Genomic DNA, 17,479 nt, shown 5'->3' on the forward strand with positions numbered 1-17,479 from the left:
TCTTTGCGCGGATGAAATTACCGGGTTTAAAAGGTTTTGACGAGGAAGCGTTTAACAAGTATTTTAAAAATACGGGTTGGCTGATGTTTGGGAAGATTCTGAGCATGGTAGTTGGCTTTGTCATTGCGCGGTATCTTCGTGCTTCTTCTTTTGGGGAACTTAGTTTTGCGGATGCTTTTACGATGATTATTGCTGCTGTTGGTGCTTTAGGGCTGGACACTTTTATCATCCGTGAAATTTTAAATGAGCCAGGTAAGAAGGATGAGATTTTAGGTACTTCTTTATTGATGCGTTTAGGGGTAAATGCGTTATTGATCCCTATTACGGTTGGTATTTACTTGCTTTTCCATAATTATTCTGAAAAACCGGGAGATTCTCTGACCTGGATTATTTTAATCTTGTCTTTTGCTTCTTTTTTCAAGTCGTTCAATGTGATTGATTCTTATTTTCAATCGCAGGTTGCTTCTAAGTATGTAGTTAAGGTGCAGAATATCTGCGTGGTCTTGTCTGCTGTGGTGAAGGTTTTACTGGTTGTTTGTAAAATGCCGCTGATTTATTTTGCTGCTTCTTTAACTTTTGACAGTCTTGCGCTTGCTGCTGGTCTGGTTTATATGTATCATCAAAGGGGTTTTAGCTTGTTTACGTGGACTTTTAGCTGCAAAAGAGCTGTTAGTTTGCTGAAACAGTCTTTTCCGCTGATATTATCGGCAGTCATGGTTTCTATTTATATGAAGATTGATCAGGTGATGTTAAAGAGTGTAGGTAGTGTAGAGGTTGGTATTTACAGCGCGGCAGCAAAAATCAGTGAGGCTTGGTTTTTTATTCCTGTAGCTATTGTAACGTCTGTTTTTCCCGCTTTAATTCATGCGCGGAAAACTGATCTTGGCCGGTATCAGAAACGTTTGAGGAATTTATATGATCTGCTTGTATTCATTAGTTTACCGGTAGCGGTAGTAATTACCTTTTTAGCTCCTTTCATTATTCAGTTTCTTTATGGGGACACGTATAATGGCGCGGGACAAATGTTAGCGATACATATCTGGTCTGGTTTATTCGTTTTCCTGGGCAGTGCGAGTTCTCAGTATTTACTGGCGGAGGGTTATACGATGATCTCTTTTCAACGGACTGCTATGGGGGCCATAATTAATATCTTACTTAATTTATGGCTGATTCCCTTGTACGGTGGTGTTGGTGCATCTATAGCTACTTTAATCGCCTGTGCGGTGAGCGCTTTTTATCTTTTATTAATTCCCAAAACCAGAGATCAGGGTATAATGATGTTAAAATCATTATTTTTGTTCACTGTGTTTCAAAAAATATTCAATCGTCAGAAAAGTTCAGGTGGCTAGTTTACCGGGATTTTTCAGAATTCATATCACACCTTAAAAGAATTTTTGCCATGTTAAGCGATGAAGTAAAATCAGCATACGATAATTTTTATACACAGACCGATACGACCTGGCGCATGCTTGGGGCAGAAGCTAAGGCAAAGAATATCATGGAGGTTTGCAAGAGCATACAACCTGTTAAGGTACTGGAAGTTGGTGCGGGTGATGGCAGCATTCTCCATTTTTTAAATGAGTGGAATTTCGGAAAGGAGCTTTATGCACTGGAAATTGCTGACACGGGCGTTTCTCTGATTCAGAGCCGCGGTTTAAGCAGATTGAAGGAGGTACAGAGTTTTGATGGTTACCAGATTCCTTATGGGGATAATGAGTTTGACCTGGTCATTTTAGCGCATGTGCTGGAGCATGTGGAGCATGAACGGATTTTGATCCGGGAGTTAAAGCGTGTGGCTAAGCATATTGTAGTCGAGGTTCCTCTGGATTATCGCTTCGGGGTGGATAAAAGGATGAAACATTTCCTGGATTATGGCCATATTAATATGTATACGCCTACTGCGGTACGTTTTTTATTGCAGAGTGAGGGTTTAGAGATTATCGATGATCGGGTTTCTATGACGCCTACGGCAACGATCAAGTTCAACCAGTTTGTGAATAATAAGGCGCCTAAGACTTTTTCAAAAGTGCTGAGGATTGAGCTGGAATACCGGATCAAGAAATTGGCTGGAAATTTACTGGGAACTAAAAAGCGGGAACAATATGGGAATGCGTATACCGTTTTAACGAGAAAATCAAGTCAGACACTTCAAATATTTTAATTCATGCAAAGTTTCGCTCCTATTGCCTTATTTGTTTATAACAGGCCTAAGCATACTGAACGTACGCTCAAGTTTTTGAGACAGAATGAACTGGCGGCCGAAAGCCGGTTATTTGTTTTTTCTGATGGCCCGAAGTCGGAGGCTGAGGAGGAGAGTGTGCTGGAGGTCAGGGAGTTGTTGAAGCATATTGAGGGGTTCAGGTCTGTAGAGATTATCGAGAGAAACGGTAATATGGGCCTTGCTGAGTCTGTGATTGCGGGGGTAAGCAGGTTGGTGAAGGATTATAAGCGAGTGATTGTTTTTGAGGATGATTTAGTGAGTTCGCCGTATACGCTGACTTATTTTAATGATGGGTTGAATCGTTATCGTGATGAGGAAAGGGTGATGCATATTGGTGCGTATATGTACCCGTTGAAGGAGAATTCATTGCCGGAGACATTTTTTTACAGGGCGGCAACGAGTTGGGGCTGGGCGACGTGGGACAGGGCGTGGGCTCATTTTGAGCCGGATATTGACGTGCTGATGAAGCAGTTTGATGCCAGGAAAAGGGCTGAGTTTTCTATTGAACACAAAATGAATTTCTGGAAACAGATGAAGGATTTTAAGGGTGGCAGGAATAATTCGTGGGCGATCAGGTGGTATGCTTCGATCTTTTTAAGGGGCGGTTTAACGTTGAACCCAAGCCAGTCTTTAGTGAATAATATTGGCCATGATGGTTCTGGGGTACATTCTGGGATCAATGATATTTATAATGTAATTATTAATCCGAAAAGGGTAAGGGTTTTTCCGGAGGTTGTTGAGGAGAGTTCTATGGCTTATTTGGCTATAAAGGGGTTTTTGAGTACGAGGAAGGGGAGTTTAGTTGATCGGGTGAAGAGGTATTTGAAAGGGATTGGTCTTTTAAAGTAGGGTTTCTCCACCAGGGAAATATAAAAACCTCCGATACTGTCGGCGCCCTTTGTTGGTAAAACCAACGCTGGTCACCTACAGTATCGGAGGTTTTTAATTTCTCAATTGGCATGACAAGTGCCGCTACTTTTACTTGAAAAGAAGATCTCCTTGTCAGATATTGGGGTGGTTTGGCAGGGTGCAGAGTTAGGTTATGTTTTTAGAATAAAAAGAAATACTACTCCCCTTTTCAGAGACGATCTGAAGTAAAAAATTAGTTCAATGTTCAGAAAAAGCCTTTTCCTGAAATGCTCAGGTATAAAAACTGGCTCAATATCCAGACAAAGCCTTTTCCTGAAATGCTCAGATATAAAAGCTGGTTCAATATTCAGACAAAGCACTTTACTGAAATGCTCAGGTATAAAAGCTGATTCAATATCCAGATAATACTGCTTACTGAAGCTTTAGGATTGCTTTTACTTTTGCTTTCTGGCTTCCAGGATGATATATGGGGATAGTTGGCGGGAGTTGAATGGGATTATTTTTGTGAATACTTTCCCGGCCAGCCACATGGTTTTTTTCAGGAGTTTTACACCAGCTGAGCGTTGTTTTTCGTTTTCAAGCCAGATGCTGAAGTGCCCGAAGTATTTGGACTGGATAACTTCGAGGCCTGCTTTTTTGCAGATTTCTGCCAGGAGCGCCGGGTCCATGCAGGAGATGTTATGTTTGTCGTAATTGGCCCGGTCAAATGATTTCTGAAACCAGCCGTTGATGGCTTTGAAGTTTGGCAGGGTGATGAACAGGGTTCCTCCGGGTTTCACGAAGTCGATGTGGCGCTGGATAATGTCAGTGGTGTCGTTGAAATGCTCAATCAAACCGCAGGATAGGACAAGGTCGTATTGCTGGGTTTCTTTATGGTTGAAGAGATCGGTTTCTATGCTATGGATATCGCTTTCTTTCAGGTTATTGGCTTTGAGCAGGTCGTTGGTTACGGGCTGGTGAACAAAGTAGTCTAAAAGGGTAACGTCGAGTTTCAGGTATTTTTTAAGGAAGACGGCATAGTAACCGGGGAATCCACCGAGTTCTATGGCAGTTTTTACTTTTTGGGCCTGGACTATGGTAGTGAGCTCTTTATGGAAGAGGTAGTTTGCAGGGATATTCACTGACAGTCCTGTTTTGCTTTCCCAATAGTTTACCCAAAATTGTCTGTCTGTTAAAAGGTTATCCATGTTTGTTTTCTTTTTTTGTTTTTTTTGCGTTCTCTTCGGGTTAATAACGTCAAATGGGGTACTAGAGTTTGTTGATCTGACGTTATGGAAGAAAAATATGTTTATTTGTTTATTTTGGGAGACGCAAAATTAATTATATTCAAGGGAAAACAGTTAAAAAATTAATATGCCGCTGAAATTTAGGTGATAAATTTGTTCTGGGCATCGGATAAAGGATAACAATTATATGTAATTTTGAACTGTTGAAGATAATCCATTTAAATACATACGAGGGAAACGGTGGGGCTGGAAGAGCTTGCCTCCGGTTAAGTGACGCGCTAAAGGCAAGTGGCGTTGAATCCCGCGTGATGGTGTTTTACCAGTTTAAGGAGAGCAGCAAAGCAGATTCGTTTAGTAAGAGCCTCTTTCAAAAGGGAAAGGCCATCTTCAATATTTTAGCGGAAAGGTACCTCGCCAAATTTTTAACGAAAGCACTGAAAACACCTTTTTCTTTGCAGTGGTTCGGCCGCTCTGTAATTGACAATGCCGCATTGAAGGATGCGGACCTGATTCATATTCACTGGATTAATCACGGGTTTTTAACGCCGAAGAGGCTGGCTGAGCTGGAAGAGCTGGACAAGCCGATCGTCTGGACTTTTCATGATAGCAATGCTTTTACGGGGGGCTGTCATGTGAGGTATGCTTGTGAGAATTTCCATAAGCAGTGCGGGTCTTGTCCGCTGTTAAAGATTAGTGGCCCTAATGATATTTCTCATTGGAACTGGGTAAGCAAGAAAAAAGGTTATGCAAATCTGGGTTTCCATATTGTTGCACCAAGCCGCTGGATGGCGAGTTCAGTAAAGTTCAGCAGTTTGATGGGCGCAAGAGAAACTACAGTGATCCCAAATACGATTGAGACTAATGTTTTTAAACCTTATGCGAAGGCCGAAGCTAAGAGGTCTTTGAATATCAATCCTGATAAGTTCGTTTTAATGAGCGGTTTTATGCCTTCTAATAATGACAAGCATAAAGGGACGGCTTATTTGATTGAAGCCATGAACGATCTGGCCAACAGACCGGGTATCGTCAAAGAAAATATAGAGTTACTGATCTTTGGCAACAAGGATCAGACTGATGTGCCTGTTTTCCCTTTTAAGACTACTTATCTGGGGAAAATCGATAATGATACTCATCTGGCGAAGTGTTATTCGGCCGCTGATGTGTTTATTACGGCTTCTCTTGAAGATAATCTACCGAATACGGTTATGGAGAGTCTGGCTTGCGCAACTCCGGTAGTGGCCTTTAAAACAGGTGGCATTCCAGACATGGTCGAGCATCTGGTGAATGGCTATTTAGCGGATTATGAATCTGCTGAAGATCTGGCCACGGGTATGGAGTGGTTATACCACGAGGAAAATGCGGCAGAGATTCAAAAAGAGGCCCGTTTAACTATACTTACACATTTTTCTGAGGCAGTTATTGCCGATAAACACACTGCTTTATATCAATCCCTGATCAATTTACATCCACGTTAATCAATTATATTTTCATTTCATGTTGCAGCCAAAGCTAAGTGTCATTACCATCGTATATAATAATGTAAGGGATATCGAACGTACTATGCTTTCGGTGTTAAATCAAACGTACCCGAATATTGAATATATCCTGATTGACGGCGCTTCAACGGATGGAACAAAAGATATTATTTATAAGTATAAGTCCCGGCTGGCCCAGTTTATTTCTGAAAAAGACAAGGGGATTTATGATGCGATGAACAAAGGATTGAAATTAGCTACGGGCGATTATATCTTGTTTATGAACTCGGGAGATGAGATTTATGCGCCTGAAACGGTAACGGATATTTTTGAGACTGCACCTGGAGCTGATATCTATTATGGGGAAACTGAGATGTTTAATGATAACTGGCAGAGCTTAGGGCAAAGGAGACACCGCGCTCCGGAATGTTTTAGCTGGCGCAGTTTTAAGCATGGAATGAGTATTAGTCATCAGGCTATTTATGTGAAACGCAGTTTAACAGAGCCTTATGATTTGCAGTATAAATACAGTTCAGATATTGACTGGATCATTAAGGCTGCGAAAAAGGCATCGAGCATTGTGAATACACAGCTTTATGTAGCAAAATATCTGGTTGGCGGAATTTCTAAACAGAAGCATTTTGCGAGCTTAAAGGAACGTTTCCGCATCTTTCATAAGTATTATGGATTGATCCCAAACCTGGTTAATCATTTCTGGATTGCAATCAACCTGACACAGTATTATGTAAAGCATAAGAAAACTAACGATTAAATAAAGTTCGCTGTTTGTGCCTGTATTGTTACTGGCTGATCGCTGATTCTAATGGTGGATTCTTTGGATAAGTAAAAGGTAAACCTGATAAGTAACGACTGACCTTTCTGAAAGGATATCCCCCTGCCCCTTTTTCTGAAAACTGAACAATGATAGTATGAGTCGAAGGATCAATGTATAGTCTTTGTCCTCTCATTCCTTCTGCGGCATAATCTCCGGTTACTCCTTCTTGCGGAACCCACCATAAATAGTGATGGGCCGATTTCTGCCAGCCTTTAGCGTTTGCAGGAGCTTCATTTCCTAAATTGACGGATTGATTAACCCATTGTTCAGGAATTACCTGCTTACCGTTATACCGGCCTTTATTGAGGTACAGGCGGCCTAGTTTAGCTAAATCTATTGCAGTGGACTGAAACCTGCTGGCGGTATTGGGAAATCCGTTGGGATGATCCAGTCCGAAACTTGCCGGATAAGCAGTACCGATTTTCTTCCAGATTTTATCCTGAAAGTAAGTCGCAGCTTTTTGCCCCGTTGCATTTTCCAGTGCCCAGGTTAATAAGAAAGCATCTATACTTTTATACTTCCATATAGTACCTGGTTTGTTTGCTGATTTTACTTGAAGGAGTTCCTTCTTGATGTCTTCCGTATAATAATATTTTGCTTCGTCTGATAAGAAAGCAGCGATAAGGCCACCGTAAACATCTTTGAATTCCAGACCGGATTTCATCTCCAGCAAATTTCTGAGCGTAATCTGATTAAATGCCGGATTGTTTTTGAGTTCAGGGACATACTGGATCAGGTGGTCATCCAGGCTTTTAATTTTCCCTTCTGCTAAAGCCTCTCCTGCCATGATTGACACCATGGTCTTGGCAACAGAGAAAAGTGTGGTCAGCGTGGTATCGCTATGGCCGGGGGCAAATTTCTGATAGATAATCGTATCATTTCTGATGACCATAAAAACTGTAGCCTTCCCGTCTTTCAGATAGGTAGTAAATGGAACGGATTCATTTTTCCAGTTCAGTACATGAACAGTATCGAGGTCGTCCCGGTTAACTGCTGCTTTTACAAAATGAAAAGCGGTATCTGAGGGCTGGATAATGACTTGCGGGAATATTTTATAGGTACTGGCATCGGGAGACTGATACCGTAAAACACGCACCAGTTCGGGGCGCCAGGTAAACAGCAGCGCAAAAAGAAGCACAATCACTAAAGTTACAGCCGCAAGCCAGTAGAGAATCCGTTTCATATACTGTTTTTGTAGCTTATGGGTTTGTAGACCAAAGTCCTGCTTCTTTCACGAACACTCTGCGATTTAATTTCAATTGACTCACCACCAATTCTGCAAGATCTTCTGGTTGCATTACTTTGTCCGGATTTCCGTCAGTAAGATTCAAGTCTTTAGCCATATCAGTTGCTACGGTACTTGGCGTTAAAGTCGTTACGCGGATATTATGTTTACGGACTTCCTGCATTAAAGATTCTGAAAGACCAATTAATGCAAATTTAGAAGCGCTGTAAGCACTGGTTACGGCAGCTCCACGCTGGCCTGCTGTAGAAGAAATATTTACGATATCCCCGGTTTTACGGTCAATCATTTCTGGCAGAACAGCACGGGTTACGTAATAAGCACCAAATAAATTAACTTTTACAATCTCTTCCCATCTGGCTGGTTCTAATTCCATGAAGGAACCAAAAGAGCTGATCCCTGCGTTGTTGATCAGAATATCTATAGCACCTAAATCAGTCTTTACTTTTGCTACAGCAGTATTTACGGAGTCTATGGAAGCCACATCCGCCGTTGCGATAGCGACATGAACATTAAAAGTTTTGAGTTCTTCTGCTACATTTTGCAAATCAGCTTCTGTTCTTGCAATCAGGCCCACATTCACCCCTTCTTGTGCAAGAGCGATCGCCAAAGCACGACCAATTCCTTTACCAGCACCAGTAATCAGTGCATTTTTTCCTTTTAATGATTCCATGATCTTATTTATTGAGCTACAAAACTAAGAAACTTTGCAAAAATTACCCTGCACCTATTACACAATTGATAAAGTATAGTTTTTATCTATCCAAAGCGAAATTTGAGAATGGCCTTCAAACAAAAAATCCCGTAAGCAATGCTTACGGGATTCAAACTCAATTTATAAGGTCTTAGAAGTTTTTACCTTTTATTTTACGTTCACCTTCAGTTAAGTAGATTTTACGTAAACGCATACTTAATGGAGTGATTTCAATGTACTCATCAGCCTGGATATATTCCATTGCTTCTTCCAGAGAGAACTTAATTGCCGGAGCAATACGGTTACTATCATCTGTACCTGATGCACGCATGTTAGTTAAAGCTTTTCCTTTAACAATGTTTACTACTAAATCATTATCACGGATGTGTTCACCCATAATCTGACCTTCATAAACATCAACACCAGGATCAACGAAGAAACGACCACGATCCTGTAATTTATCAATTGAATAAGCTGTCGTGCTTCCTTTTTCCATAGAAACCAATACACCATTCAATCTTCCAGGAATAGTACCTTTCCAAGGCTCGTAAGCTTTGAAACGGTGAGCCATAATCGCTTCACCACCTGTAGCAGTTAATACGTTATTTCTTAATCCAATGATACCACGTGCAGGGATTTCAAACTCTAAATGTTGTAAATCACCTTTTGGCTCCATGATCAACAGTTCACCTTTACGTTGTGTAACCAGTTCAATTACTTTACCAGCAACTTCACCCGGTACGTCAACGATCAGTGTTTCAACCGGCTCACATTTCTTACCATCAATTTCTTTGATAATTACCTGTGGCTGTCCTACCTGAATTTCGTATCCTTCGCGACGCATAGTCTCGATTAATACTGATAAATGCAGAATACCTCTACCGTATACTAAATAAGCATCAGGTGATTCAGTTTCTACAACTTTCAAGGCAAGATTTTTCTCCATCTCTTTGTACAAACGTTCTTTGATACGTTGAGAAGTAACAAATTTACCTTCTTTACCGAAAAATGGTGAGTTGTTGATTGTGAACAACATGTTCATAGTCGGCTCATCAATTTTGATAACTGGTAATTGCTCAGGAGCTTCAAAATCAGCAATAGTATCACCAATATCAAATCCATCAATACCTACAACTGCGCAGATATCACCTGAAAATACTTCAGTAGTACGAATTTTACCTAATCCTTCGAAAGTGTATAATTCTTTTACTCTTGATTTTACCATTTTACCATCGCGTTTGATTAAAGTAACCGGCTGGTTTTCTTTAATTGACCCGCGGTGAACACGTCCAACTGCGATACGGCCTACGAAAGATGAATAATCTAACGAAGTGATCTGCATTTGTAAAGTTCCTTCAATTAATTGCGGAGCTGGGATGTTAGCAACAACTGCATCTAATAAAGGGAAAATATCTGTAGTTGGTTTAGTGTAATCAGTACTCATCCATCCTTGTTTAGATGAACCGTAGATTACAGGGAAATCCAACTGATCTTCTGTAGCTTCAAGGTTAAAGAACAATTCAAAAATCTGCTCATAAACCTCTTCAGGACGGCAGTTTTCTTTATCTACTTTATTTACAACAACAATAGGCTTCAAACCTAAAGCCAAAGCTTTTTGAGTTACGAAACGAGTTTGAGGCATTGCACCTTCAAACGCATCGCATAACAACAATACACCATCAGCCATTTTTAATACACGTTCAACTTCACCACCGAAATCGGCGTGACCAGGTGTATCAATGATATTAATTTTAATATCTTTATACATTACTGAAACGTTTTTGGAAACGATGGTAATACCACGTTCTCTCTCCAGGTCGTTATTGTCAAGTATTAAGTCACCTGTTTGCTCGTTGTCACGAAAAATAGAACAAGTGTGTAAAATCTTATCAACCAATGTAGTTTTACCGTGGTCAACGTGTGCTATAATAGCTATGTTTCTTATTTTTTGCATAAAATGCGCCTAAATTTTGGCGCAAAGATAACGTAAATAATTGATATATCAGCCTATTACCTAGGACTATGTCAATATATTTCGCAGAAAAAGCAATCAGGACATTAAATTTCTTTTCCTCTTATTCAAAGATGATTGTGTAACAAAACTGTCCGATCCGTGAAGAAATAAATTGATAACGCCTGTTTTTTAACAGAAAAAGTGATCTTTAAAGATTGATACCAGAGATATGAAAGCAATACTAGTTGGTGCAAGCGGATCTATAGGCCGCAGTTTACTACAGGACTTATTAAATGATACGCATTATACGGATGTGCTGGTGCTGGTACGCAAAAAATTAACTGTTCAGCACCCTAAATTAAATCAACTGGTAATAGATTTTACCCGGCTGAGTGATTATGCAGCAGAAATTAAAGGAAATGCTGTTTTTTGCTGTCTTGGTACGACCAAAAGCCAGACTCCTGATCAGCAGCAATATCGCCAGATAGACTATCAATATCCGCTGGATATTGCCTGGATGGCGCATACGAATGGCGCAGAAAGTTATCATTTAGTATCAGCAATGGGCGCCGACAAAAACTCTTCTTTCTTTTACAACAGAACAAAAGGAGAAGTAGAGCGGGATCTTAAAGTGGTTCCTTTTAAGAGCATCCATATTTACCGTCCTTCTTTACTGGATGGAGAGAGATCACAAAAACGCTTTGGAGAAAGTATCATGAATAAGCTCATGCATTTTATCAATCCGCTTTTGGTGGGTAAATGGAGAAAATACAGAAGTATTAAAGTAACTGCTGTAGCCAAAGTAATGTTAGCCCAGTCTCTGAATGAGCAGAAAGGAATATTTATACATCCTTCTGATCAGATCCAGGCTTTGAGTGACGTGCTATAAAAACGTTTTTCTTGGAAATGCCCAGCATAAAAACGAAGGTAATGCTTTACCCCAGGTTGCCACATTATGCTTCCCTCCTACCATTTCATAGTAGAAAATATCATCCTGTCTTTTATACCCCTTTTTGGTTAATTCCCTGATAATATCAATCGTATCATCAATAGAGTCAATGATAAAATTACGGTTACGGTCTGCGGTTTCATCTTCCGTTCCGGTCATTAACCAGAACTTTACCCCGGGCTTTCCTTCGGTGTCCCTGATTACCTGGTGCATAATGCGGTCGTCATCTGTATAGCCATCCTTCAGGTCTTTTTTTCTCCACCAGAATGAACCAGAGAAAACTCCGGCAATATCAAAGAAGTTGTCATTTTTCCATACGATATCGAAAGCTGTCAGTCCACCCAATGAGCATCCTGCGAATGCTCGTTTGCCAAGAAAAGGCATCCCTGTTTCTTGTTCCAGATAAGGCATTAATTCAAGGGTGATGAATTTAGAATACGCGTCAGCCTTGCTGCCTCTTGCTGCAAAATCAAGTGTACCGGCTACACCATACTCCTGAAGCCGCTCTGCGGAAGCCTTAATCGCGGCAACAACAACGGGCTCAATTTTTTGGTCTTCGTATAAACTGCTCAGCGTCTCCTGCAAGTTTAATCCTGCTGCATCCTGCCCATCGTTTAACAGCAATAAGTTTAATTTTTCATTACCCAGCAAACCGGAAGGATAAAACAACTCTATTTCCACTACACGCTGTAGGTGAACGGACTCTAATTGACGGGTGACGGGAGTTAACCCAAGAACTGACTTAGTATTATACATAATTCAACGAATTCCCTTTCTCACAAATTCTCTGCAAATTTAACAATCTCCGGAAATAATTTATCTATTTTTTTAAGTGTAAAAGCAAGCTAATTCAATTCAGTCGATGTTTTTACGCCAAAACTTATACAGCTTAAATGAATAAGAATAAATTAGCAAAACCTTTTGGCTTTGAATGAGTTTTACATACCTTCAATATACTAATCGGGAAAGGCGTGAAAGAAGAATATAAGAAATGGTACAGCCCCAATTTAAGCGGCGAGATAGAACTTCTGATTTACGGCCATAGCGGGCAACCTGTCCTGCTTTTTCCAACAAGTAAAGGCCGTTATTATGAAACAAAAGATTTCGGTCTGATTGCTTCGGTACAACACTTGGTTGAGCAGGGAAAGATTAAAATATATTGTCCTGATAGTGTCGATGCATTGAGCTGGTATAATAAAGATATATCCCCGGCAGCCCGTGCGCATAACCATTCCTGGTATGATAAAATGCTGGTTGAAGAACTTTTCCCGCTTGCAGTTCAGGAAACAGGTTATCAGAAAGTGGTTACCGCTGGCTGTAGTTTTGGCGGCTATCATGCGGCAAACTTTGCGTTCAAACATCCTTCATTAGTGAGTCATCTGTTTAGCATGAGTGGCACGTTTGATATTACTCCGCAGACAGATGGATTCTATAATGTTGATATTTATTATAATAATCCTGTTGATTTTCTTCCGCGGGATCAGGATCCCGGCCTCTGGCATATCAACATTATACTGGGTACAGCAGACCGGGATATTTGTAAGCCTTTTAATGAACGTTTATCAGACATCCTTCATCAGAAAAATATAAACCACTGGCTGGATATCAGACCCAATGCTGACCATGACTGGCCAGTGTGGCGACAAATGTTCCCGGATTATTTAGCAAGACTATAAACAAAATCATAAAAGCTACATCACCTAATTATAAAAAATCTATGAAGAAAATAGGCATCTTATTCGGACAGGAACGATCATTTCCTGAAGCCTTCGTGAAACGTGTAAATGAATTAGGAGGCAAAGATTTCCAGGCGGAATATATCAATATTGATAAAGTATTTCAGGCCGAACCATTGGATTATGCCGTAATTATTGACCGGATTTCTCAGGATGTTCCTTTTTACAGAGCATTGCTGAAAAATGCAGCAATCACGGGAACCGCAGTGATCAACAATCCTTTTTGGTGGAGTGCTGATGAAAAGTTTTTCAACAATGCGCTGGCTGTCAAATTAGGGATACCGGTTCCTAAAACCGCGCTGATCCCTTCTCATGCCAGACCGGATGACACGAATGAAAATTCTTTCAGCAACCTGGCTTTTCCTTTTGACTGGGATAATATTTTTGAATATACAGGCTTTCCGGCCTATATGAAACCTTTTGATGGTGGTGGCTGGAAAGAGGTTTATAAGTTAAATGATAGAGACGAATTTTTTGATAAACATAGCCAGACGCATCAGTATGTAATGATGCTTCAGGAAGAAATTGAGTTTGACGAGTACTTTAGATGTTATTGTATTGGAGGAAAATATGTACGCATCATGCAATATGAGCCGCGTAATCCTGCACATTTAAGGTATGCGGTGGATCACAAACCTTCCAGCGAAAAGCTTTTAAAGACAATTCATGATTACGTAATTAAGCTAAATCAGTATTTAGGGTACGATTTTAATACGGTAGAATTTGCGGTGCGTGATGGAATTCCTTATGCTATTGATTTTTGCAATCCTGCGCCTGATGCAGATATTGCAAGTGTGGGACAGGAAAATTTCGACTGGGTAGTGGATCATGCTGCGAAATATGCAATAGAAAGAGCAAAAACACAGGTTGATGGGCAGGATAACTTAACCTGGGGCGAATATGTGAAATCAGCTATTGCTGGAAAACCGTTAGCTGGTGTGAGTAAGCCGGCAAAAGCAGTTCCAGTGAAAGCGGAAAGTTCAGCAAAGCCGAAGGCAACAAGCTCAGCAAAGCCTAAAGTGGAAAGCCCGGTGAAACCTAAAGTAACGCCAAAAAGCGCTGAACCTGTTAAAAAAGCAAAAACGGCAGCCCCTGGCAAAACAGCAGCAGCAAAGAAAAAATAGATTCAATAAGGAGGTTTCAAAATGATGAATGAATTTACGCTCGGTGTAGAAGAAGAATATATGGTCATTGACCCGGTTACGCGCGAGCTAACCTCTCATGATCAGAAAATAGTGGAGGCTGCACAGAAAATCCATAAGGATCAGGTAAAAGCGGAGATGCACCAGGCAGTGGTGGAAGTTGGAACGGGTATTTGTAAAAATACAGAACAGGCACGCCTTGAAATATCGCAGTTGCGCCATACAGTATCGGTGCTTGCGGGTGAGCAAGGTCTGCGTATTGGCGCCTCAGGAACCCACCCGTTTTCACATTGGGAAAAGCAATTGATCACTGAGCATCCAAGATACAGCGAAATTGTCAATGAGCTTCAGGAGGCCGCACGTTCCAACCTGATTTTCGGTTTGCACGTTCATGTGGGTTTCCAATCGCGGGAGCTGGCCATTCATATTGCCAACCAGGTGCGCTATTTTCTGCCCCATGTATTTGCTTTATCTACAAATTCACCTTTTTGGGAAGGCAGAAACACCGGGTATAAATCATACAGAACCAAGATCTTTGATAAGTTTCCAAGAACCGGTATCCCTGATGTATTCAATAGTATTGAAGATTATGATAACTATGTCAAGCTATTGATTAAAACCAATAGTATTGATAATGCTAAAAAGATCTGGTGGGATATCCGTGTACATCCTTTCTTTGAAACCATTGAATTCAGAATTTGTGATTGTCCGATGCTGATCGATGAAACGATGGCTTTTGTAGCTTTATTCCAGGCATTATGTGCTAAATTATATAAGCTTCGCCTGCAAAACATGAGCTTTATCAATTATTCAAGGGCGCTGATCAATGAGAATAAATGGCGGGCTGCCCGTTATGGGATTGATGGGAACCTGATTGATTTTGGTAAAGAAATGGAGATTAACTGCCGCAATCTCGTTTTAGAATTATTAGATTTTGTGGACGATGTTGTGGATGAACTGGGTTGCAGAGAAGATCTTAACTATATCCACAAGATCCTTGAAAATGGTACAGGTGCAGATAGACAACTTGCAATTTATTCACAGACGGGTAGCTTTGAATCGGTTGTAGATTATATTACTTCACAAACTTTAATCGGGGCACACGGATGACAGAACAGTTAAAAGAAATTAAAGTTGCAGTAATAGACATGAATAACGGATTCCCCAACCAGGGACTGAGAGGCATTCTGAATATTGTATCCACTTATAAAGAAGACCATGCACTGAATTTATCCATTCAGGTATTTGATCTGAGGGTAAAAGATGAAATTCCCGGAACGGAGTTTGATATTTATATTTCAAGCGGTGGCCCGGGCAGTCCTTATGAAGGAGAAGGTCAGGCATGGGAAAACTCGTTTTTCAACTTACTGGATAATCTGGAAGCCTATAATCAAGCACACGAAGATAAAAAGTATGCTTTTTTAATTTGTCACTCTTTCCAGATGGCCTGCCGCAAATATGGCTTGGGACTGGTTACCGAACGAAAGTCTAATGCTTTCGGGATTTTCCCGGTCACTTTAACAGAACAGGGAGAAAATGATATTATTTATGCAGGCCTGACTAATCCATTTTACGCAATTGATAGCAGAGACTGGCAGGTCTTGGATGCTGAAGATGAGACTTTTAATGCAACTGGAGCAGAAGTTCTGGCACTTGAAAAAGAACGTCCTCATGTTGATCTGGAGCGTTGTATCATGTCCATTCGTTTCTCTAAAGAATTTGTGGGCACACAATTTCATCCTGAAGCTGATCCCGACGGAATGCGGTTATATCTGCTCGAAGAAGAAAAGAAAAACACCATTATTGCCGCTCATGGGGAAGAAAAATACCTGGATATGCTGGAAAGTCTCGACAATCCGGACAGGATCCTGCTGACTCAAAAAACTATATTACCCAATTTTTTAACCGAAGCTATTCAATTTCTTAAAGAAGCCTGATATGGTCCGTACTTACAGGGAATATTTTAACCGGAACTTTACCACAGACAAGTATGTAAACTTTTTACGTGTACTTGGCGAAGATTATCCGCCATTAACTATCAGATTTGCTGAAACACCTGTATTCATTCCTGATGATTTAAAAAATCAGCTGATCGAAGCGGGTGAAGAGATTATCAAATTAATCAAACAGCCCGGCTTTAAAGCCCTTACTGATAGTGCTATTCCTAAAGAATGGATAGTTCCCAATGAAAATGATCATCCTCATTTCCTGGCCTTCGATTTTGGGATCTGTAAAGATGAACAAGGCCGGTTAGTACCCAGGCTGATAGAGATGCAGGGCTTCCCTTCCTTATTTGGTTTTCAGGCACATCTGGCTGATGCTTATAAAGAAGCTTTCGAGCTGGATGAACTTGCTGATTTCAGCCCGTTTTTCCATGGAATAAACCAGCAAAATTATATTGCTTTATTGAAAAAAGTGATTCTGGGGCGTTTTGAGCCCAAAGAGGTCGCCTTAATGGATATCGATGCACCCAATCAGAAAACAGCTATCGATTTCTTTGTCACAGCCAAACATTTAGGGATCCCAATTCTAAGTTTAACGGATATTTTCAAAGAAGGCAATCAGCTATTTTATAATGAACAGGGTAAAAAAATACGGTTAAGAAGAATATATAACCGCCTGATCTTTGATGAAGTGAGTACACAGCAAGACTTATTTAAGCTTAGCTTCGACCCGAGAGAAGACCTTGACATCGAATGGATTACACACCCCAACTGGTTTTATAGGATCAGCAAATTCACCATGCCCTTTTTAAAGAACGAATTTGTACCTGAAACCCGGTTTTTAAATACCATTGAAGTTATACCTGAAGATCTGGATAACTACGTACTCAAACCCTTGTTTTCATTTGCAGGGATGGGTGTAATTATAGACCTCACCAAGGCTGATATCGACGGGATAACTGATGCTGAGAACTGGATTTTGCAACGAAAAGTAAATTATGAACCTGTTGTTCAATCACCCGATGGGCTGGTTAAAGCAGAGCTCAGATTGCTCTATATCTGGCCTGACGGAGAAGAACCTCAATTGTGTATTAACCTGGCCCGTTTAAGCAGGGGAAAAATGATCGGAGTACGCTATAATGCCGATTTTGACTGGGTAGGTGGCACTGTGGGGCTCATGGCCCAGTAAAT

General features: G+C 40.6%; 16 protein-coding genes. 11 read left to right on the forward strand and 5 right to left on the reverse strand.

All coding sequences use genetic code 11. The features are described from left to right. Positions 1-11: 11 nt before the first annotated feature. From HDE70_RS18880 to HDE70_RS18890, 3 genes are read left to right on the forward strand one after another with little or no spacing between them, the layout of a single operon-like run. Entirely contained in the window at positions 12-1,349 is a 1,338-nt protein-coding gene (locus tag HDE70_RS18880; protein ID WP_183891545.1) for a flippase, read from the forward strand. 50 nt (positions 1,350-1,399) lie between these two features. Beyond that, positions 1,400-2,161: a class I SAM-dependent methyltransferase gene (locus HDE70_RS18885; RefSeq protein WP_183868314.1), complete on the forward strand. Its 762-nt coding sequence runs from the start codon at positions 1,400-1,402 to the stop codon at positions 2,159-2,161. A 3-nt stretch (positions 2,162-2,164) separates the two neighbouring features. Continuing rightward, the gene (locus HDE70_RS18890) at positions 2,165-3,070 is read left to right on the forward strand and encodes a glycosyltransferase (protein WP_183891546.1); all 906 of its coding nucleotides are present in this window, start codon (positions 2,165-2,167) and stop codon (positions 3,068-3,070) included. 455 nt (positions 3,071-3,525) lie between these two features. Here the strand turns inward: HDE70_RS18890 and HDE70_RS18895 are convergent, their stop codons facing one another. Further along, a complete protein-coding gene (locus tag HDE70_RS18895; RefSeq protein ID WP_183891547.1) occupies positions 3,526-4,278 on the reverse strand; it encodes a class I SAM-dependent methyltransferase in 753 nt (250 codons plus the stop codon). A gap of 242 nt (positions 4,279-4,520) precedes the next feature. On the opposite strand from HDE70_RS18895, the gene HDE70_RS18900 reads away from it, so the two are divergent. Both HDE70_RS18900 and HDE70_RS18905 read left to right on the forward strand, forming a co-directional pair. Next, positions 4,521-5,792 carry a glycosyltransferase gene (locus tag HDE70_RS18900; protein WP_183868317.1) on the forward strand — a complete coding sequence of 424 codons (1,272 nt, stop codon included), beginning with the start codon at positions 4,521-4,523 and terminating at the stop codon, positions 5,790-5,792. A gap of 19 nt (positions 5,793-5,811) precedes the next feature. Then, positions 5,812-6,564, forward strand: coding sequence for a glycosyltransferase family 2 protein (locus tag HDE70_RS18905; protein WP_183868318.1), 753 nt, complete (start codon positions 5,812-5,814; stop codon positions 6,562-6,564). A 28-nt stretch (positions 6,565-6,592) separates the two neighbouring features. Here the strand turns inward: HDE70_RS18905 and HDE70_RS18910 are convergent, their stop codons facing one another. The 3 genes from HDE70_RS18910 to typA all read right to left on the reverse strand — a co-directional run bounded on the left by HDE70_RS18910 (position 6,593) and on the right by typA (position 10,518). Continuing rightward, on the reverse strand, positions 6,593-7,810 hold the full coding sequence (locus HDE70_RS18910) for a serine hydrolase domain-containing protein (protein ID WP_183891548.1): 1,218 nt from the start codon (positions 7,808-7,810) through the stop codon (positions 6,593-6,595). A 16-nt stretch (positions 7,811-7,826) separates the two neighbouring features. Continuing rightward, positions 7,827-8,543 (reverse strand): 3-ketoacyl-ACP reductase, encoded by a 717-nt coding sequence (locus HDE70_RS18915; RefSeq protein ID WP_183891549.1) that lies wholly within the window; start codon positions 8,541-8,543, stop codon positions 7,827-7,829. A 172-nt stretch (positions 8,544-8,715) separates the two neighbouring features. Continuing rightward, positions 8,716-10,518 (reverse strand): translational GTPase TypA, encoded by a 1,803-nt coding sequence (gene typA / locus HDE70_RS18920; RefSeq protein WP_183868321.1) that lies wholly within the window; start codon positions 10,516-10,518, stop codon positions 8,716-8,718. A gap of 229 nt (positions 10,519-10,747) precedes the next feature. Here typA and HDE70_RS18925 point away from each other — a divergent pair, with 229 nt between their 5' ends. Then, positions 10,748-11,407, forward strand: coding sequence for an oxidoreductase (locus tag HDE70_RS18925; RefSeq protein ID WP_183891550.1), 660 nt, complete (start codon positions 10,748-10,750; stop codon positions 11,405-11,407). Here HDE70_RS18925 and HDE70_RS18930 read toward each other — a convergent pair. Beyond that, positions 11,402-12,223, reverse strand: coding sequence for an alpha/beta hydrolase (locus HDE70_RS18930; protein WP_183891551.1), 822 nt, complete (start codon positions 12,221-12,223; stop codon positions 11,402-11,404). The two genes, HDE70_RS18925 and HDE70_RS18930, sit on opposite strands and share 6 nt — an antisense overlap. A 215-nt stretch (positions 12,224-12,438) precedes the next feature. Here HDE70_RS18930 and HDE70_RS18935 point away from each other — a divergent pair, with 215 nt between their 5' ends. Genes HDE70_RS18935 through HDE70_RS18955 form a run of 5 tightly spaced genes read left to right on the forward strand, consistent with a single transcriptional unit; the run spans position 12,439 to position 17,477 of the window. After that, positions 12,439-13,143, forward strand: a complete 705-nt coding sequence (locus HDE70_RS18935) for an esterase family protein (protein ID WP_183868324.1) — start codon at positions 12,439-12,441, stop codon at positions 13,141-13,143. Between the two features lie 41 nt (positions 13,144-13,184). After that, entirely contained in the window at positions 13,185-14,327 is a 1,143-nt protein-coding gene (locus tag HDE70_RS18940) for a hypothetical protein (protein WP_183891552.1), read from the forward strand. Between the two features lie 21 nt (positions 14,328-14,348). After that, entirely contained in the window at positions 14,349-15,455 is a 1,107-nt protein-coding gene (locus HDE70_RS18945) for a carboxylate-amine ligase (RefSeq protein WP_183868326.1), read from the forward strand. Further along, complete coding sequence (locus tag HDE70_RS18950; protein WP_183891553.1) at positions 15,452-16,282, forward strand: type 1 glutamine amidotransferase; 831 nt, start codon at positions 15,452-15,454, stop codon at positions 16,280-16,282. The genes HDE70_RS18945 and HDE70_RS18950 overlap by 4 nt, the downstream gene beginning before the upstream one ends. Before the next feature lies 1 nt (position 16,283). Then, a complete protein-coding gene (locus HDE70_RS18955) occupies positions 16,284-17,477 on the forward strand; it encodes a hypothetical protein (RefSeq protein WP_183891554.1) in 1,194 nt (397 codons plus the stop codon). The last annotated feature ends 2 nt before the right edge of the window (positions 17,478-17,479 follow it).

It is taken from the genome of Pedobacter cryoconitis (assembly GCF_014200595.1).
In the GTDB taxonomy this organism is placed as follows: domain Bacteria; phylum Bacteroidota; class Bacteroidia; order Sphingobacteriales; family Sphingobacteriaceae; genus Pedobacter; species Pedobacter cryoconitis_C.